18 protein-coding genes and 1 tRNA gene are annotated in these 18,949 nt (G+C 56.9%); 13 read left to right on the top strand and 6 right to left on the bottom strand.

What is annotated here, in order from left to right; genetic code table 11:
• Positions 1-190 precede the first annotated feature (190 nt).
• From gyrB to dnaA, 4 genes are all read right to left on the bottom strand, one after another.
• Positions 191-2,611 carry a DNA topoisomerase (ATP-hydrolyzing) subunit B gene (gyrB, locus tag G547_RS0110240; protein ID WP_027329783.1) on the bottom strand — a complete coding sequence of 807 codons (2,421 nt, stop codon included), beginning with the start codon at positions 2,609-2,611 and terminating at the stop codon, positions 191-193.
• Positions 2,612-2,626: 15 nt separating this feature from the next.
• On the bottom strand, positions 2,627-3,736 hold the full coding sequence (gene recF, locus G547_RS0110235) for a DNA replication/repair protein RecF (protein ID WP_027329782.1): 1,110 nt from the start codon (positions 3,734-3,736) through the stop codon (positions 2,627-2,629).
• Positions 3,737-3,758: 22 nt separating this feature from the next.
• On the bottom strand, positions 3,759-4,862 hold the full coding sequence (gene dnaN, locus G547_RS0110230; protein ID WP_027329781.1) for a DNA polymerase III subunit beta: 1,104 nt from the start codon (positions 4,860-4,862) through the stop codon (positions 3,759-3,761).
• 64 nt (positions 4,863-4,926) lie between these two features.
• Positions 4,927-6,438 (bottom strand): chromosomal replication initiator protein DnaA, encoded by a 1,512-nt coding sequence (gene dnaA, locus G547_RS0110225; RefSeq protein ID WP_027329780.1) that lies wholly within the window; start codon positions 6,436-6,438, stop codon positions 4,927-4,929.
• Positions 6,439-6,841: 403 nt separating this feature from the next.
• Here dnaA and rpmH point away from each other — a divergent pair, with 403 nt between their 5' ends.
• Genes rpmH through mnmE form a run of 5 tightly spaced genes read left to right on the top strand, consistent with a single transcriptional unit; the run spans position 6,842 to position 10,710 of the window.
• Positions 6,842-6,976 carry a 50S ribosomal protein L34 gene (gene rpmH / locus G547_RS0110220; protein ID WP_024461782.1) on the top strand — a complete coding sequence of 45 codons (135 nt, stop codon included), beginning with the start codon at positions 6,842-6,844 and terminating at the stop codon, positions 6,974-6,976.
• Positions 6,977-7,021: 45 nt separating this feature from the next.
• The gene (rnpA, locus tag G547_RS0110215; protein ID WP_027329779.1) at positions 7,022-7,402 is read left to right on the top strand and encodes a ribonuclease P protein component; all 381 of its coding nucleotides are present in this window, start codon (positions 7,022-7,024) and stop codon (positions 7,400-7,402) included.
• A gap of 4 nt (positions 7,403-7,406) precedes the next feature.
• Positions 7,407-7,655, top strand: coding sequence for a membrane protein insertion efficiency factor YidD (gene yidD, locus G547_RS23040; RefSeq protein ID WP_084645866.1), 249 nt, complete (start codon positions 7,407-7,409; stop codon positions 7,653-7,655).
• A 1-nt stretch (position 7,656) separates the two neighbouring features.
• Entirely contained in the window at positions 7,657-9,342 is a 1,686-nt protein-coding gene (gene yidC / locus G547_RS0110210; RefSeq protein ID WP_027329778.1) for a membrane protein insertase YidC, read from the top strand.
• Between the two features lie 3 nt (positions 9,343-9,345).
• Positions 9,346-10,710, top strand: a complete 1,365-nt coding sequence (mnmE, locus tag G547_RS0110205) for a tRNA uridine-5-carboxymethylaminomethyl(34) synthesis GTPase MnmE (RefSeq protein WP_027329777.1) — start codon at positions 9,346-9,348, stop codon at positions 10,708-10,710.
• Positions 10,711-10,716: 6 nt separating this feature from the next.
• On the opposite strand, the gene G547_RS0110200 is transcribed toward mnmE, so the two are convergent.
• Positions 10,717-11,295: a DUF924 family protein gene (locus G547_RS0110200; protein WP_245573459.1), complete on the bottom strand. Its 579-nt coding sequence runs from the start codon at positions 11,293-11,295 to the stop codon at positions 10,717-10,719.
• A tRNA-Thr gene (locus tag G547_RS0110195) sits at positions 11,296-11,371 on the bottom strand. It lies immediately after the preceding gene.
• A gap of 583 nt (positions 11,372-11,954) precedes the next feature.
• Here G547_RS0110195 and mnmG point away from each other — a divergent pair.
• The 8 genes from mnmG (at position 11,955) to G547_RS0110155 (ending at position 18,944) form a co-directional block, all read left to right on the top strand.
• Positions 11,955-13,850: a tRNA uridine-5-carboxymethylaminomethyl(34) synthesis enzyme MnmG gene (gene mnmG, locus G547_RS0110190; protein ID WP_027329775.1), complete on the top strand. Its 1,896-nt coding sequence runs from the start codon at positions 11,955-11,957 to the stop codon at positions 13,848-13,850.
• On the top strand, positions 13,847-14,485 hold the full coding sequence (gene rsmG / locus G547_RS0110185; RefSeq protein ID WP_027329774.1) for a 16S rRNA (guanine(527)-N(7))-methyltransferase RsmG: 639 nt from the start codon (positions 13,847-13,849) through the stop codon (positions 14,483-14,485). The genes mnmG and rsmG overlap by 4 nt, the downstream gene beginning before the upstream one ends.
• Before the next feature lie 289 nt (positions 14,486-14,774).
• Positions 14,775-15,572: a ParA family protein gene (locus G547_RS0110180; protein ID WP_027329773.1), complete on the top strand. Its 798-nt coding sequence runs from the start codon at positions 14,775-14,777 to the stop codon at positions 15,570-15,572.
• Between the two features lie 41 nt (positions 15,573-15,613).
• The gene (locus G547_RS0110175; RefSeq protein ID WP_027329772.1) at positions 15,614-16,516 is read left to right on the top strand and encodes a ParB/RepB/Spo0J family partition protein; all 903 of its coding nucleotides are present in this window, start codon (positions 15,614-15,616) and stop codon (positions 16,514-16,516) included.
• Positions 16,517-16,578: 62 nt separating this feature from the next.
• Positions 16,579-17,109, top strand: coding sequence for an ATP synthase subunit I (locus G547_RS22645; protein WP_051235209.1), 531 nt, complete (start codon positions 16,579-16,581; stop codon positions 17,107-17,109).
• Between the two features lie 27 nt (positions 17,110-17,136).
• Positions 17,137-18,069, top strand: coding sequence for a F0F1 ATP synthase subunit A (gene atpB, locus G547_RS0110165; RefSeq protein WP_027329771.1), 933 nt, complete (start codon positions 17,137-17,139; stop codon positions 18,067-18,069).
• Positions 18,070-18,122: 53 nt separating this feature from the next.
• Positions 18,123-18,359, top strand: coding sequence for a F0F1 ATP synthase subunit C (atpE, locus tag G547_RS0110160; protein WP_027329770.1), 237 nt, complete (start codon positions 18,123-18,125; stop codon positions 18,357-18,359).
• 114 nt (positions 18,360-18,473) lie between these two features.
• Positions 18,474-18,944 carry a F0F1 ATP synthase subunit B gene (locus tag G547_RS0110155; protein ID WP_027329769.1) on the top strand — a complete coding sequence of 157 codons (471 nt, stop codon included), beginning with the start codon at positions 18,474-18,476 and terminating at the stop codon, positions 18,942-18,944.
• The last annotated feature ends 5 nt before the right edge of the window (positions 18,945-18,949 follow it).

Genomic DNA, 18,949 nt, shown 5'->3' with positions numbered 1-18,949 from the left:
CACACGGAATATAAGGGAAGTAAGCATAGGCTGACCCTCTTATAAACGCAAGCGGGACGTTTCGGCGCTAAAACCGTTTTGAATAACAGAGGAAAGGAAAACGAGGAAGCTAAAAATAAGCAAAAATATAGGGAAAAACACACCCCACAACATACTATAAACGCAAGCTGTGGGGCGGTTTTTTGGACTCTTATACGTCCAGGTTGGCCACTGCCAGGGCGTTGGACTCGATGAAGTCCCGTCGCGGTTCGACGTGGTCACCCATCAGGGTGGTAAAGATCTGATCCGCGGCCACGGCGTCCTGAACCGTGACCCGCAGCATGCGACGGGTTTCCGGGTTCATGGTGGTATCCCACAGCTGCTCCGGGTTCATCTCGCCCAGGCCCTTATAGCGCTGGACGTTGTAGCCTTTGCGGGACTCCTTCATCAGCCATTCCAGGGCCTCGTCGAAGGTCGCAACGGTCTGGGTTTTGTCCCCGCGCTGAATATAAGCCCCATCTTCAATCAGAGTCACCAGCTTCTCCCCCAAGGTAATGAGGGACTTGTATTCACCCGACTGGAAAAAGTCGTGGGTAAATGGATAGTGAGTGGACAGGCCGTGGGCAATGATTTCCACTTGCGGCATGAACAGGTGGCGCTCAGTGTCCTCACGCACGCTGATCAGGTAACGTTGGCTGCCGTCGCGGCTATCCAGGCTGAGGCGGGCCAAGAGTTGGTCACACCACTGCTGCATATGCCCCTGATCGGCCAGGTGTTCCGGTCGAAGCGAAGGAAGGTAGACCATCTGCTCCAGGATTTCACTGGGATAAAGCCGAGAGAGGCGATCGATGGTCTCCATGACATCACGGTACTCGTACACCAGCTTTTCCAGGGCCTCGCCACTGATACCCGGGGCGTCGGCGTTGATGTGCAGGCTGGCGCCTTCCAGAGCGGACTGGGTCAGGAAGGCGGTCAGGGCGCCCTCGTCCTTCAGGTACTGCTCGAACTTACCCTTGCTGATCTTGTACAGGGGCGGTTGGGCGATATAGACATGGCCCCGTTCGATCAGCTCCCGCATCTGGCGGAAGAAGAAGGTCAGCAGCAGGGTACGAATGTGGGACCCATCCACGTCGGCATCCGTCATGATGATGATGCGATGATAACGTAGCTTTTCAGGATCAAATTCCTGTTTACCAATACCGCAGCCCAGGGCGGTAATCAGGGTACCGACTTCCGCACTGGAGAGCATTTTGTCAAAACGGGCCTTTTCTACGTTCAGGATTTTACCTTTCAACGGCAGAATAGCCTGGGTTTTGCGCGCCCTGCCCTGCTTGGCAGAACCACCGGCTGAGTCACCCTCCACGAGGTAGACTTCGGACAGCGCCGGGTCCTTTTCCTGGCAGTCAGCGAGTTTGCCGGGGAGGCCGGCAATGTCCAGCGCGCCTTTGCGGCGAGTCATTTCGCGGGCCTTGCGGGCCGCTTCCCGGGCGCGCGCTGCATCGATCATTTTGCTGACCACGGCCTTGGCTTCGTTCGGGTTTTCCAGAAGGTATTCGCCGAAAATCTGGTTCATCTCCTGCTCGACGGCAGTCTTCACCTCGGAGGAGACCAGCTTGTCTTTGGTCTGAGAGGAGAACTTGGGATCCGGAACCTTGACGGAGATGATCGCCGTCAGCCCTTCACGGGCGTCGTCGCCGGTCGTACTCACCTTGGCCCGGGCGGACAGGCCTTCTCGCTCGATATAGCCGTTCAGCGTCCGGGTCAGCGCGGCGCGGAAACCCGCCAGGTGGGTACCGCCGTCGCGCTGAGGAATATTGTTGGTGTAGCAGAAGAGGTTTTCCTGGAAGGAATCATTCCACTGCAACGCAATTTCCACCGCAATGCCATCTTCCCGCTCGGCTGAGACAATATGCACGGTCTTGTTAATGGGTGTTTTGTTGGTGTTCAGGTGTTCGACAAAGGCTCGGAGGCCGCCTTCGTACTGATAGACCTCTTCTTTGGCAGTGCGCTCGTCCTTCAAGACAATGCGTACCCCCGAATTCAGGAAAGACAATTCCCGCAGGCGTTTGGCCAGAAGCTCATACTGGAATTCAATGTTGGTGAAGGTCTCCGCCGAGGGTTTGAAGTGCAGTTCGGTACCGGAGGTATCGGTATCCCCCACCACTTCCAGCGGTTTCTGAGGTACGCCGTGTTTATAGACTTGCTCGAAGACCTTACCGTTGCGGCGGATCGTCAGTTTGAGTTCCTCAGACAGAGCATTCACAACAGACACGCCCACCCCATGCAGGCCGCCAGAGACCTTGTAGGTATTGTCATCGAATTTGCCGCCGGCGTGGAGGACCGTCATGATCACTTCGGCAGCGGAAACGCCCTCTTCGTGCATTTCCGTGGGGATACCGCGACCATTATCCGATACGGACACGGTTTCGTTTGGATGGATAACCACGCGAATTTCCGAGCAGTGACCCGCCAAAGCTTCGTCAATGGAGTTGTCGACAACTTCAAACACCATATGGTGCAGGCCCGACCCGTCGTCCGTATCGCCGATATACATACCGGGCCGTTTGCGGACCGCGTCCAATCCCTTGAGGACTTTAATGCTGGACGAGTCGTAGTTTTTCTCTTCTGCCATAAACTAGCTCCGATTTCACTGCAGTGCTGATTCCACCTCGGCGGAAACAGTGCCCTGTTCCACGTGGAACAATTTAGTCGTTACGTCTGTCCGGTCTCGCCAGTCGGCCAGGAGCGGCTCCCTTTCGACACCGGTGATAAATACCTGGGTATTCAGTCTATCGAGCCAATCCACCAGCGTGGCTCTATGATTAGCGTCCAGTTCGGCGGGTAAGTCGTCCACCAAATAGATGCATTGCCCGCTGGTTTGCGCGGCGTAGACATAGCCCTGAGCGATCTTGAGCGCGCAAACCACCAGCTTTTGCTGGCCGCGCGAGAGTACGTCCGCTGCCGGTTGGCCTTCGACGTTAATGCGAAGGTCAGCCCGATGGCTTCCCGACTGGGTGTACCCGAGCTGTCGATCTCTTTCGAAGTTGTCCGCCAACACCTGCTGGTACTCTTTCGTTTTATCCCAGCCCCGTGTGTAGGAGATGCTGACACCGGGAATCGGTATAAATGCCTCCAATAGCGACAGAAATACCGGTTCAAACCGTTCAATGCAGCGCAACCGGCAATCGTGAATGCGCTGAGTCAGTTCCACCAACTCCCGGTCCCAGACCGCTAACTCATTAGTTTCTATTCTATCACGTCGCAGAAGGCTGTTGCGGTGTTTCAGACAGCGCTGCACGTTCTTCCAGGCCGGGAAGAAGGAAGGTTCCACGTGGAACACTAACCAGTCCATAAACTGCCGCCGAACCTTGGGGCTGCCTTCGAGCAACAGAAAAGTGTGGGCATCAATCACTTGTACCGGCAGTACCGACGCCAACTCTGCCACAGAGCCCACCGGTTTACCGCTCACCTTAAAGCTCACGTCACCATTGCCATAGCGCTCCATACCCACTGGAAATTCAGCACCACCGTGAACCACTTGGGCAAATAACGTGAACTTGTCTTTCTCCCACTGAATCAGCGGTTTGTGCTTATGGCTGCGAAAGGATCGACCGAGGGACAGGGTGTGAATGGCCTCCAAAACACTGGTTTTGCCGGAGCCATTCTCACCATAGATCAGATTGATGCGTGGAGACGGTCTAAGATTGACCGACTCCAGGTTGCGGAGGGTATGAATACCGAGACGGGATAAAGTCATAGAGGGCGCCGAAACGCCTCAATCAGAGGCGCATCGGCATAACAACATACAGGGAGTCGCCCTCTTCCGGCTCCTCGAGCAAGGCGCTGCTGTTGGCGTCCGATAGGGTCATTTTGATGTGATCCGATGAAATGACGTTCGCCACATCCTGCAAGTAACTGACGTTGAAGCCCATCTCCACCGACTCACCCGTATAGTCCACGGCCACCTGCTCTTCCGCCTCTTCCTGTTCGGGGTTGTTGGCAACAATGGTCACCAGACCATCGTCCAGCAGCAGCCGAACGCCGCGATACTTTTCGTTGGACAGAATCGCAGTGCGTGCAAAGGCCTGCTTCAGCTCGTTGCGCGGACCGAAAACCACCTTGTTACCGCCACGGGGCAACACACGCTCGTAGTCCGGGAACTTGCCATCCACCAGTTTAGAGGTGAAGGTATAGTCCCCGGTGCCAACGCGAATATGATTGGCGCTCAGGGTAATATCCACCGTATCGTCGATGTCATCCACAAGACGCGACAACTCCAGCACCCCCTTGCGCGGAAGGATGGCCTGAATGGTGTCCTCGGCCGCCACCGGCACGGGACGCGTGCACATAGCCATGCGGTGGCCATCCGTCGCCACCGCGCGCACCTGCCCTTCCCGGACTTCCCATAGCATACCGTTGAGATAGTACCGAACGTCCTGCTGGGCCATAGCGAAGGCCGTACGCTCAATCAGACGCTTCACCTCGCGCTGAGGGCATGCGAACTGCAAATCGCTCGGGCCGTCTTCCACATTGGGGAAGTCGCTGGCGGGCAGGGTGGACAGCGTAAACCGGCTGCGGCCGCTTTTAACCACCATTCGCTGCTCGTCCTGGGAAAACTCTATCATGGCGCCTTCGGGCAATGAGCGGCAGATATCCACGAGTTTGCGGGCGGGTACGGTGACCTCGCCAGCATCAGAGGGTTGTTCGAGCGCCACTCGGGCGACGATCTCCACCTCGAGATCCGTACCCGTCAGGGACAACTGCTCCCCTTCAATCGCCATCAACACGTTCGACAAAACGGGAAGGGTCTGGCGGCGTTCGACCACACCCGCCACCAACTGCAGGGGTTTCAACAGAGCCTCTCGGGACACGACAAATTTCATGATGGGGTCTCTTCCTATTAATCCTGTAAGGAGTTTCTCGGAATCAATGATTCCTCGTCGGTTATCAGGTCGTCAGGGAGCGCAGCAGATTTTTCATATCCTCGCGAATATCCGCGTCTTCTTCCTGCATCTGTTTGATCTTGCGGCAGGCGTGCAGCACCGTGGTATGGTCCCGGCCGCCAAAAGCCTCCCCAATTTCGGGCAAGCTGTGGTTGGTCAGCTCCTTCGCCAGTGCCATGGCGACCTGCCTGGGACGCGCTACGGAACGGCTGCGGCGCTTGGACAACAGATCATTGAGCTTGATCTTGTAATACTCGCCCACCACCCGTTGGATATTATCTATGCCCACTTGCTTGTCCTGCAAGGCAAGCAGGTCTTTCAAGGCTTCGCGAACCAGGTCCACGTCGATAGAGCGGCCGGTGAACTGGGCGTTCGCAACCACCCGCTTGAGCGCCCCTTCCAATTCGCGGACGTTGGAGCGAATTCGCTGGGCAATAAAGAACGCCGCTTCGTGGGGCAATTCGACGCCCACCTGGTCGGCTTTTTTCATCAAAATCGCCACCCGAGTCTCAAGCTCGGGTGGCTCCACCGCGACCGTAAGCCCCCAGCCAAAGCGGCTCTTCAACCGCTCTTCCAGGCCGTTGATTTCCTTGGGGTAACGATCACAGGTCAGAATAATCTGTTGGCCACCCTCGAGCAGCGAATTGAAAGTGTGGAAAAACTCCTCCTGGGAGCGTTCCTTTCCCGCAAAAAACTGAATATCGTCAATCAGCAGTGCGTCCACGGAGCGGTAGTAGCGCTTGAAGTCATTGATCGCGTTGAGCTGCAATGCCTTGACCATATCCGCCACGAAACGCTCCGAATGCAGATAAATGACTTTGGCGTTGGGGTTCTTGTCCACCAGGGCGTTACCCACCGCCTGCATCAAGTGCGTCTTACCCAGCCCAACACCACCGTAGATGAACAGCGGATTGTAGGATCCACCGGGATTCTCAGCCACCTGGCGTGCAGCCGCCAGACCCAGCTGGTTCGACTTGCCTTCGACAAAACTGGTGAAATTGAAACTACGATTGAGGTTGTTCTTGTGCTTGAGTGCCCCTTCCACCTCCACCTGAGCGGAGGAATTCCCCAGCAAATCGCCACTACTGGCGCTTTCCGGCGCCAACGCGCTGCTGCCCATTCGGGAAGACGCCGAACCGGGGGGCGAAGGTCTTTCTTCCTTTATAGGGCGGGGGTTACTGAAAGCGGCTCCTGTACCCGGCTGCCCTTGGGGATATCCCTGGGAGGCCGGTGGCTGGTTCGCGGGACGACGTGCCGCCATACCCGAGCGCGGACGGATGCCCACCTCGACGCTCTGAACCTGACCACTCTGAAAATCCGACACCAGCTCGCGAATGCGATGGAGAAACTTCTCATTCACCCAATCACACACAAACCGGTTGGGCGCCAGCAGACGCAGTAGACCCGGATCCGATTCGGCATCGATTTGCAGCGGTCGAATCCAGGTGTTGAATTGCTGCGACGGCAATTCATCCTGCAGACTTGACGCGCAAAGCTTCCAGACAGACTCGGGCAAACCAGACCTCCCCCGGCACCTTATTATTCACAAAAACGGCTGGTAGTTTACTCCCTATAAATACAGTTATCCACAGTCCAGCAATCTTTTTTTTAAACCGAAAAGCTTTATTAACAGAGTCTTTTCAATAAGTTATCGATGTAAAGCTGCCATCATTACCCACAGAGCTCCCACTGAAAACCGATCAATTATTGACCGGTGACTGTGGATATCCTGTTAGCAACCTATTGACACCCTCGGCATAAACTGGGACCAAATGAAAACAGGGTCAATTTGCCGATAAAAGTCGACAAAAACCCGCCCACACGTTGCCTTTAGCCGCGATATTCTATAGAATCCCGCCTCCTTTCCCGCCCACAGGCGTGCGGGGGACAATCAGGAATTCGAACGGCAGGTTACTTCCATGAAAAGAACATTTCAGCCCAGCGTACTGAAGCGCAAGCGAACTCACGGCTTCCGCGCCCGCATGGCCACCAAAAACGGTCGCGCCGTTCTGGCTCGCCGTCGCGCCAAAGGTCGCAAGGCTCTGGCCGTATAAGCGTGCCCGCCTTTGCGCCGCGCCATCCCTAGTTGTCAGAGTTAAGTGGCTTCCGAGGCTTTTCCAAAAGCAAACCGGCTGCTTACCTCTGGCGACTTCCAATCGGTCTTCGCCGACGCCCCCTTCCGCGCTTCCCACAAGTACTTTCTGATTCTGGCTCGTCCCAACCAGCGGAATCACCCCCGTCTCGGCCTCATTATCGCGAAAAAGCACATCCGCCTCGCGACCGAACGCAACCGTATGAAGCGCCTTATTCGGGAAACTTTTCGCCGGTTACCGCCAACCCCTATCGGGTTTGATGTTATTGTATTGGCCCGCAAGGGCATGGATACCCTGGAGAACCGGGAGCTGATCGACCAGCTCGACCGCCAGTGGCAACGAATTGCTCGCAAAGTCACCGCCCATACGACTTCGACGACAGGGTAAGCGCATGCGCTGGCTAATACTTCGACTGATATGGCTATACCGCTATCTGCTCAGCCCCTGGGTCGGCAATCAATGTCGTTTCTACCCCAGCTGCTCGCACTACGCGGAAGAAGCCGTGGCTCGACATGGCGCCCTGAAAGGGGGTTATCTCGCAGCGCGCAGGCTATTAAAATGTCACCCTTGGCACCCCGGGGGCGAGGATCCGGTTCCAGCCCACCCCAAACCCACACACCCTACTGATGGCAATAATTAAGATGGATTGGCAAAAACCTCTGTTAATCGCGGCCATGTGCGCCGTCGTCTTCACCCTCGTGATTCGCTGGAACGACTTTCAGGAAAGCCAGGCCGACCTCAACCAGCCCAGCGAAAGTGCCAGCAACACCAGCCAACCGCCGGAAGGCGATGTGCCCAACGTGGCCCGCGACAGTGGGGAACTCCCAAGCGCACCAGGAGAGTCACAAGACGTTCCGACCACGGCCAACAACAACCCGAGCGCCATTCAGCCGGTACAAGTGCAGACTGACAAGCTCATTGTAAAAATCGACCCACGGGGCGGGGATCTGGTGTACTCAGCGTTGCGGGACCACTATGCGGAACTGAACGAGCCCAACAACCCCTATGTCTTGCTCACCCAGACCAACCTGCAAACCTACGTGGCCCAGAGTGGTCTGGTGGGAGCCAATGCCACCGATACCAGCGACGGTCGTCCGGTATTTGAATCCGCCCAGCAACAATACTCCTTAAAAGAAGGCCAGGACGAACTTCAGGTCGACCTCACACTCCAGCAGGGCGAAGTGAGCATCACCAAGCGCTACACCTTTCGTCGGGGTGACTACCGGATAAAGCTCGAATACCTGATCGACAACCAGAGCGCCGAGCCCTGGGAAGCCAACCTCTACGGTCAGATCAAGCGAGACAGCTCGGCCGCTGGCGAAGGGCCCGGAGGGCTGTTTGCCATCAACCCGTTCCTCGGCGCCGCCATCACCACTGAGGAGGAAAAATACAAAAAACTCGATTTCAGTGACTTACGGGAACAGTCCTTCAAAACCCAAACCGAAGGTGGTTGGGTGGCCATGGTCCAACACTACTTCACCAGTGCCTGGATTCCGGACCCGAAGCTGACCCATCACTACCATCTACGCCAATTGGGCAACCGGGATATGTTCTTGTTGGGCTTCACCAGCCCGGCCACTCAGGTGGCTCCCGGTGAGCAGGGCGTTCTCTCTGCCCGCTTTTATACGGGCCCCAAAGACACCTCCCGGCTGGAGGAGATTTCGCCCTACCTGGACCTGACCGTCGACTACGGCTGGCTTTGGTGGTTGGCGAAACCCCTGTTCTCCGTACTGGACTGGTTGCACACCTACCTGAACAACTGGGGTCTCGCAATTATTGCTTTGACAATTATTATTAAAGCAGCTTTCTTCAAGCTAAGCGCCACCAGCTATAGGTCCATGGCGAAGATGCGCAAACTCAGCCCCAAAATGGCGGAGTTGAAAGAACGTTATGGGGACGACCGCCAGAAGATGTCTCAGGAGCTCATGAAGCTCTATAAAAAGGAAAAAGTGAACCCGCTCGGCGGCTGTTTGCCCATCCTGATCCAGATGCCGGTGTTCCTTTCCCTTTACTGGGTGATCATGGAAAGTGTGGAGTTGCGCCACGCACCATTCTTTTTCTGGATTCACGATCTGTCGGTCAAGGACCCCTACTACGTCCTGCCGCTTCTGATGGGCCTGACGATGTTCATCCAGTTCAAGCTGAACCCGACACCGCCGGACCCGACCCAGGCGAAAATCATGCAGTTTATGCCGATCGTTTTCACCTTCCTGTTCCTGTTCTTCCCGGCGGGGCTGGTGCTGTACTGGGTAACCAACAATACCCTCTCCATCGCCCAGCAATACTACATTACCCGTCAGATTGAACGGGAACCGTCGAAAAGCTAAACCGTGAATCCGAACGCGACCGATACCATCGCCGCCATCGCAACCGCCACAGGGCGGGGCGGTGTCGGTATCGTGCGCCTCTCGGGCCCGACGGCCCGAGCCATCGGCGAACACATCACCCAGCGACCGCTCAAGCCTCGTCACGCTCACTACCTGCCCTTTCACAGTCCCGAAGGCAATGTACTCGATGAGGGTATCGCCCTGTTCTTTCCCGGCCCCCATTCGTTTACCGGAGAAGATGTGGTGGAACTGCAGGGCCATGGCGGCCCAGTCATACTGGATTGGTTGCTGCGCGCCGCCACCGGGCAAGGCGCTCGCCTGGCGAGGCCCGGGGAATTCTCTGAACGCGCCTTTCTCAACGACAAGCTCGACCTGACTCAGGCCGAAGCCATTGCCGACCTGATCGACGCCTCCAGTGAGCAGGCCGCCCGCAGCGCTCTCCATTCTCTGCAAGGGGCCTTCTCCACTCGAATCGACGCGCTGGTAGAGGCACTCATCGCATTGCGTATCTATGTGGAAGCGGCGATCGATTTTCCCGAAGAGGAAATCGACTTTCTCAGCGATGGCAAGGTGGCCAGCGACCTGAACACCATCACCGAACAACTCAACCAGGTTTTCTCCGAAGCCCGGCAGGGCGCTTTACTGCGGGATGGAATGAACGTGGTCATTGCCGGGCGACCCAATGCCGGCAAATCCAGCCTGCTCAACGCCCTCTCCGGGCGCGACAGCGCCATCGTGACTCACATCGAAGGCACCACCCGGGATGTACTGCGCGAACATATTCACATCGACGGGATGCCCCTGCACGTGATCGACACCGCGGGACTTCGAGAAACGCCGGATGAGGTGGAAAAAATCGGGGTAGAGCGGGCCTGGAAGGAAATCCACAACGCCGATCGCATTTTGCTGCTGGTCGATAGTCAGAGCACGGACGCCACCGATCCATCAGATATCTGGCCGGAATTCGTCCGCCAGTTGCCAGACCCGGGCAAATTGACGCTGATTCGCAACAAAATCGACCTGACCGGCGAGCCCAGTGGTGAACGTTCGGCTGCCCCCCGGTGCCTGGCGCTGAGCGCCTCAACCGGCGCGGGCATGAAAGAACTCAAAACTCACCTCAAAAGCGTCATGGGCTACACCGACACCGGTGAAAGCCAGTTCACCGCGCGGCGCCGGCACCTGGACGCTCTGGAGCGTGCCCGCACCGCCCTGGCCAACGGTCGCCAGCAGCTGCACCTGCACGCCGCCGGCGAACTTCTGGCGGAAGACCTGCGCGATGCCCAAGAGTGTCTGAGTGAAATCACCGGGCAATTCACCTCCGATGATCTGCTCGGACGTATCTTCTCTTCATTCTGTATCGGGAAATAGGTCTTCTTAGAACGACGACCCCGGTTGCCTGAGAAACGCTCTCTCCTCCTCGCTACTCACTCTTCCGAGCACCGCGTTGCGATGGGGGTAGCGACCGAACCGCTCAATGATCTCCAGATGCCGTCGCTCAAATTTCAGGTTATTTTCCAGCCCCGGTTGATCAAACAACTCCAGTGCCTGCGCATGAATCACCAAGGATTCGCTGTGCATATAAGGCATATAGAGAAATGCCCGTTGCGTTGGCTCGAGAGCCCCGTCCGCGCCAGCAGCAACCGCTTCCTGGGCAAGTGCCAGCGCCAGAGCGTCCTGGGCAAAGGCCTCGGGGCGGTCCCGATAGAGGTTACGCGAGAACTGGTCCAACACAATAACCTCCGCCAGGCGCCCTTCCGGCTGCTCTCGCCAAGGCGCTAGCTCGCAGGCACAGGCCCGACGATGAACCTCGGAAAAACGCCGCTCGATTTCTCGATCAAAGTGCTTATTCTTTTGAAACCAGTGCTTCGGCTCGCACTCCACAAACCAGAAATCCAGAACGTCGGTGGCCTCATTCATGCCCATTACGCCCTCAAGCCGCGTATAAAACAACATTGGTGCCGCAAAGAGGAATCGAACCTCCGACCTACTGATTACGAATCAGTTGCTCTACCGACTGAGCTATTGCGGCGTGAACGGTATTACACACCCAACGGGGATTTCCGACAATCCCCCCTCAATACGGACTTATTCACACCTGTGGATGACACTTATCCACATCGTACAGAAGGGCAACAAGGCAAACTTACAGCAATTATCCACACTCGTTCACAGGTTTATCCCATAACTCATTGATTCTTCGTCGGTAAAAATTTTTCTGGGGATAACCCTGTGAGTCTGTGGGGGTAAAAGCTGACTATGAAATTGGGGATAAGTCAGGATTTCTAAAATCCTTGGATAAGTCGGCTTTTCATCACCAGCTTCCGGTCAGCTTGTCAGCCGGTTGCCCGCGTCTTGTCCCGCCGTTTGTTATGCTTCCAAGGTGTTGTTTTAAAAGGAATTTTAAGAGTTTTGCACAGAAAAGTGGTTCACCATATATAACAACATCATTAAATACTTATCTATATAACTCTATATTTATATATTCATTACTTAATCATTGTTTAACCTGAAAAATTAGCCTGTATACAAACTGAACAACTTTTGTACAAATGCCCGCTATGCCCCTATAATGCCTCCCCTTTTCACCGGCTGAGCTCTCAGAGGCCCCTGATATGAATTACCCGGAGCACTTTGACGTTATCGTCATCGGCGGCGGACACGCCGGCACTGAAGCGTGCCTGGCGGCGGCTCGCATGGGTTGTAAGACCCTGCTGCTGACGCACAATGTCGATACGCTCGGCCAGATGTCCTGCAATCCGGCGATCGGGGGCATTGGGAAAAGCCATCTGGTGAAAGAAATCGACGCTCTGGGCGGCGCCATGGCAATGGCTACGGATCGGGCCGGCATCCAGTTTCGAGTATTGAACTCGCGCAAGGGCCCCGCCGTGCGTGCCACCCGGGCTCAAGCCGATCGTGCCCTGTACAAAGCGGCCATCCGCGAAATGCTGGAAAACCAACCCAACCTGAGCATATTTCAGCAGGCGGCGGATGATCTGATTGTCCAGGGCGATCGCATCGAAGGTGTTGTAACCCAGATGGGGCTCAAGTTCTTCGCCCCGACCGTCGTGCTCACCACCGGTACCTTCCTCGGTGGCAAAATTCACATTGGCATGCAAAACCACGCTGGCGGCCGTGCGGGTGATCCCCCCGCCCAGGCCCTGGCGGCTCGTCTGCGAGAGCTACCCCTGCGGGTGGACCGCCTGAAAACCGGTACCCCGCCGCGGATCGACGCCAACAGCGTCGACTTCTCCGAACTCCAGGAGCAGTGGGGCGACGAACCTCGCCCGGTCATGTCCGCCCGCGGCTCCCGGGACTGGCATCCGCAGCAGATGTGCTGCTGGATTACTCATACCAATGAGCGCACCCATGACGTGATCCGCGGCGGCCTGGACCGCTCCCCCATGTACTCCGGGGTGATTGAAGGCATTGGCCCGCGCTACTGTCCGTCCATCGAAGACAAAATTCACCGGTTTGCCGACAAGCCGTCGCACCAGATATTTATCGAGCCCGAAGGCCTCGGTACTCGGGAGCTTTACCCCAACGGCATTTCCACCAGTCTGCCGTTCGACGTGCAGCTGGAACTGGTGCGCTCTATCAAAGGCTTTGAAAACGCCCATATCACCCGCCCGGGCTATGCGATTGAATACGACTTTTTCAATCCGCAAGACCTGCAGTACAGCCTGGAAACGAAATCCATTGCCGGCTTGTATTTTGCCGGGCAAATCAACGGCACCACCGGCTACGAAGAAGCCGGTGCCCAGGGCCTGCTGGCCGGTATTAACGCCGCTCGCCGCGTGAAAGAGCAGGACGCCTGGTGCCCCCGCCGGGACGAAGCCTACATCGGCGTGCTGGTGGACGACCTGATTACCATGGGCACCCAGGAGCCCTACCGGATGTTCACCAGCCGCGCGGAATACCGGCTTCTGCTTCGAGAGGACAACGCCGACCTGCGCCTGACCGAACAGGCCCGCGAGATGGGGCTGATCGACGACGCTCATTGGGCGCAGTTCAGCGAACAGCGCGAATCCATTGCCCGCGAACGGGAACGGCTGAAAACCACCTGGGTTCAGGCTGGCTCCGGCGAAGCCAAGGCGCTCGAAACCAAAATCGACACGCCGCTGAATCGCGAGTACAACCTGTTCGAGTTGCTCAAACGACCGGAACTCGGCTACGCCGATATCGCCGGGCTCAAGGGCGAGCCGGTGACCGACGAGCGCGTTGCCCTGCAGATTGAAATCGATGCCAAGTACTCCGGCTACATCGATCGCCAGCAGGATGACATCGATCGGCTGCGCGCCCACGAGCAGACGTTGATTCCGGACAGTTTCGAGTTCGACAAGGTCGAAGGCCTGTCCAACGAAGTGAAGCAAAAGCTCAATGCCGCTCGTCCGGCCACCCTGGCCCGTGCCTCCCGAGTGCCCGGCGTGACCCCGGCGGCCGTTTCGTTGCTACTGATTCACCTCAAAAAACGCGGCCTTCTGCAGCGGGAGGCCAGCCGCGCCTCATGACCGACGCTCTCAGTGCCCGGCTTGATGCCGGGCTTAGCGCCCTGGCGCTGACACTGTCCAACACGCAAAAAACACAGCTGCTCACCTACCTCAACGAATTCCACAAGTGGAACCGGGCCTACAACCTGTCCGCCATCCGCGACATTGAGGCCATGCTCGACCGTCACCTGCTGGACAGTTTGAGTGTCCTGAAACATGTGCAAGTTCGAGCTCCGAAACGCCTGATCGATGTGGGCACCGGTGGCGGTCTTCCCGGTATCCCCCTGGCCATCGCCCTGCCCGATTGCCAGATCACCCTGCTCGACAGCGCCGGCAAAAAAACCCGCTTCCTGTTCCACGTCAAAACCCAACTGGGCCTGGACAACGTCACGGTGGAAAACCGCCGTGTCGAACACTTCAAGCCCGAACAACCCTTCGATATCGTCATCAGCCGCGCTTTTGCCAGCTTGGCGGACATGGTTGATGGGTGTGAGCACTTACTTTCCCCCGAAGGCTTGTTTATGGCGATGAAAGGGGTTTATCCCCAGGAAGAGTTAGCCGGCGTGGAAAAACGGGCTCGTTTGGTTGATAGCCACCGATTGCAGGTTCCGGGCAATGACGGGGAAAGGCATCTGTTGGAATTGAAGTTACGGTAGGTGGCGCTTCGCTTACCAACCCTACGCCAAAAAGCTCACTCTCCAAATTTAGCACTGAGGCCCGAAGGGAGAACGGCCTTCCCGAGACCGTGGAGCGCGGGATTCGCGATTCGAGCCTACAGGGATGTATTCACGGCGTGTCTCGGGAAGGCCGTTCTCCCTTCGGGCCGGAGCCGGTAAAGCTGCCCGATTTGTGAAGACCAATGCTACTCTGGACTTGTCCCCAGCCGCCGCTTGCCACACAATACCCGGCTTTGATTGTGTTTGACGGCCTCCAAAGGATAACGAATTGACCCGAATCTACGCGGTAGCCAACCAGAAAGGCGGTGTCGGCAAAACCACCACCTGCGTCAACCTCGCCGCCTCCCTGGTCGCGACCAAAAAACGCGTCCTCCTGGTCGACCTCGATCCCCAGGGTAACGCCACCATGGGCAGCGGGGTGGACAAAAGTGAGCTCGACCTCACCGTCTACGACGTGTTGACTCGCCAAGCGAGCGCGAGCGAATGCCTGCAAGTGTCCGAATCGGGTCAATATCACCTGTTGCCGGCCAACGGCGACCTGACCGCGGCCGAGGTGGAAATGCTCTCCCTCGACGGCAAAGAACGCCTGCTCTGGGACGGCCTGCAAACCATTAAAAACGACTTCGACTACATCATCATCGACTGTCCGCCATCGCTCAATATGCTGACCGTCAATGCGCTGACCGCCTGCGATGGCGTGATTATCCCCATGCAGTGCGAATACTACGCCCTCGAGGGGCTATCGGCGCTGATGAACACCATCGGTCGAATCCAGGAATTGCTCAACCCCAATCTCAAAATCGAAGGCCTGCTGCGCACCATGTACGATCCGCGCAACAGCCTCACCAATGACGTGTCGGCACAGCTGTCCCAGCACTTTGGTGACCGCCTCTACCGTACCTGCATTCCACGCAACGTACGCTTGGCCGAGGCCCCCAGCTACGGCCAACCGGTATTGAGCTACGACCGTCAGTCCAAGGGCGCGATTGCCTATCTGGCACTGGCCGGAGAAATGATCCGGCGCATCGAAAATGAGCAAAAAGCGGCGGCCACCGCCGCTTCGTGAACACACACTTATCCTCAGTCAGGGTTTAACAGGGCAAGGCAATGGCGGGAAAACGCAAAGGCTTAGGTAAAGGCTTGGACGCCCTATTGGGGGCGGGAGTGACGTCGGCGCCGACGGACGCACCCACCCCGGACACTCCGGAGGCGGTGGAAAAAGCACTCGCGGACGGACGGCTCGCCCATATTCCGGTGGAAATGATACAGCGCGGGCGCTACCAGCCCCGCCGGGACATGCACCCGGAAGCATTGGAAGAGCTGGCTGACTCCATCCGGGCCCAAGGCGTCATGCAGCCCATTGTGGTGCGTCTGGTCGGTCCGGAAAAATACGAAATCATTGCCGGGGAGCGCCGCTGGCGAGCGACCCAGTTGGCCGGGCTGGACAAAATTCCCGCCGTCATTCGCGACGTTCCGGACGAAGCCGCCATTGCCATGGCGTTGATTGAGAACATTCAGCGCGAAGATCTCAACCCGATTGAAGAGGCCATGGCCCTCAAACGTTTGCAAGACGAGTTTGAACTGACTCACGGAGAAGTCGCCCAGGCGGTGGGGAAGTCCCGCACGACGGTAACCAACCTTCTGCGCCTGATTGCGTTGACCGAAGAAGTTACCACCATGCTTGAGCATGGTGATCTGGAAATGGGCCATGCCCGCGCCCTGCTTAGCCTTGAGGCCGAAGACCAGCGCAACGCCGCGCGGCAGGTGGTCGGCAAAGGGTTGTCCGTGCGTCAGACCGAAATGCTGGTGCGCAACCTGCAGGAACAGAAAGACAAGAAAACCGTTAAACCGGCGGCGCCCTCTGCGGACATTCGCCGCCTTGAGGAGCAGTTGTCCGATACCCTCGGCGCTGGAGTGAACATCCAGCACACCGCCAAAGGAAAGGGTCGGTTGGTCATCAGCTACAACAATCTGGATGAGCTCGACGGGATTCTTGAGCACATCAAGTGAGCTAGCAATTCCTGCGTCGGATAACGTAGGGCCAAATACGAGCGATCCGACGATAATGGCCGGTGCCCGAATTCAGTGCGGCGCCGGTTGAAGCTTGGGGGGTTTATCCCTATAATGCTGCGGCCCATTTGGCTACCGCCCCGGGCTGGATTCACTGGCTGAATGACGAGCTTTTGACAAACGCTACGCCACCATCACAACAGCGCCGCACTATAACGATTGCCCGGCCTCCGGTTCTATCGCGCCTGTTGTTGCTCTGGGTGCCGCTTCTGGGAGCGGCCGCGCTGGTGGTAGCGCTGGATGCTCGAACGGGAATCTCCCTGTTGTGGGGAGTGTCAGTCAGTGCCCTCCCGAGTGCCTGCTTCGCGTGGTACGGTGTTCGGCGACTGGGCGGTGCGCGACAGTCACAGGTCGCGGTTCACGCCATTTATCGGGCGGAAACCATCAAGTTTTTATTGACGGCGGCGTTATTCGCCGCCGTTTTTCTCCGGGTGGACGAGGTTCGCCCAGGGTTGTTTTTTCTGGCATTTGCGGTAACACACATAGGCACCAGCCTGGTGATCGCGCGCGTCATGCGCAGCCGCCGGGGTTAGGACTCACTTAACAGAGAGATCGATTGGATGGCAGCGGAAGAGTACACTCCCACGACAACCGAGTATATTCAGCACCACCTGACCAACTGGACCTATGGCAAGTTGCCCGCCGGCAGCTATTGCGATGGCGCTCAGGTACAGGAGTCCACTGGCTGGACCGTTGCCTACTGCTCTGAAGCCATGAAAGCCATGGGCTTCAACGCCATCCATCTTGACTCCATGGCCTGGTCCATCGGTCTGGGCCTGGTGTTCGTCCTGATTTTCCGCTGGGCGGCCAAGAAAGCCCACTCCGGTGTGCCCACCGGCATGCTCAACTTTGTTGAGATCATCATTGAGTTTATCGACAAGACCGTCAAAGAAGGGTTCCAGCATCGCAACCCGTTGATTGCTCCGCTGGCCCTGACAATTTTTGTCTGGATATTCCTGATGAACCTGATGGATCTGATACCGGTGGACTGGATTCCCTCCCTGGCCATGTGGATCGCCGGCGATAGTCACTTTTACTTCAAGATTGTGCCAACCACGGACCCCAATATCACCCTGTCCATGGGTTTCACGGTCTTCCTGCTGATGATTGGCTACAGCATCGCCAAGAAAGGCTTTATGGGTTTTGTCAAAGAGCTGACCCTCCACCCTTTCCATACCAACAATATTTTCGTGAACATCCTGCTGGTCCCGATCAACTTCGCTCTGGAGTCCATTTCCCTGATCGCCAAACCGATCTCTCTGGGCCTGCGACTGTTCGGTAACCTTTATGCGGGTGAAATGATCTTCATCCTGATTGCCACCATGTACTCCGCAGGCTTGCTGATCGGTATTTTCGGCGGTTTCCTGCAGTTGGGTTGGGCCATCTTCCACATTCTTGTCATTACGCTGCAGGCATTTGTCTTTATGGTGCTGACCATCGTCTATATGGCCATGGCGCACGATGTGGAAGAAGAAGACCAGTTCACACATTGATTTTTAACAACTCACTTTATCTTTAAATCGTTTTAAAACTGAGGAGAACTACCATGGGTTTAGCACTGATTGCTGTTGCACTGTTGATTGGCCTGGGCGCACTGGGTACCGCTATCGGCTTCGCGCTGTTGGGCGGTAAGCTGCTGGAAGGGTCTGCCCGTCAGCCCGAACTGGCTCCGATGCTTCAGGGCAAAATGTTCCTGATTGCCGGTCTGCTTGACGCCGTTCCCATGATCGGTGTGGGTATCGCCATGTACATCCTGTTCGTCACCGTACCGGGCCTGGCGTAAGACCTCGGAGAACCCCAGCAACCCCAAGCCGCTCACAGTCTTCCCTGCCCTTCGGGTAGCGGAGCGAGATGAGCGGTTAAAGCCAAAAGCTTTACTGGAACAGAGGTTATCGGCGTGAACATTAATTTAACCATTATTGGACAGTCCATCGCGTTTATATTCTTCGTGCTGTTTTGCATGAAGTACGTGTGGCCGTTCATCACCGACGCCATGGCTGAGCGCCAGAAGCGCATTGCGGATGGCCTCGCCGCCGCCGATCGCGCCGACAAGGATCTGGAGCTGGCCAAAGAGAAAGCAGCGAAAAACCTGCACGAAGCCAAGCAGGAATCCGCCGCTATTATCGACGCCGCCAACAAACGCGCCGCCAAGATTGTCGAAGAAGCCAAAGAGCAGGCTCGGGTTGAAGCCGAGCGTATTCGCACTGCGGCTGAAGGCGAAGTTGAGCAGGAAGTGAACCGCGCCAAAGAGAAACTGCGGGCCCAGGTGGCCGAGTTGGCTCTGGCCGGTGCACGGAAAGTGCTGGAAGCGGAAATCGATAAGACCAAGCACAAATCCATGGTCGACAAACTGGCTGCCAATCTTTAAGTGAG

Origin of the sequence: Marinimicrobium agarilyticum DSM 16975, assembly GCF_000423345.1 — a bacterium.
Taxonomy (GTDB): Bacteria; Pseudomonadota; Gammaproteobacteria; order Pseudomonadales; family Cellvibrionaceae; genus Marinimicrobium; species Marinimicrobium agarilyticum.
The sequence above is the reverse complement of the archived record's forward strand: the minus strand, read 5'-3'. Positions and strand labels throughout refer to the sequence as shown.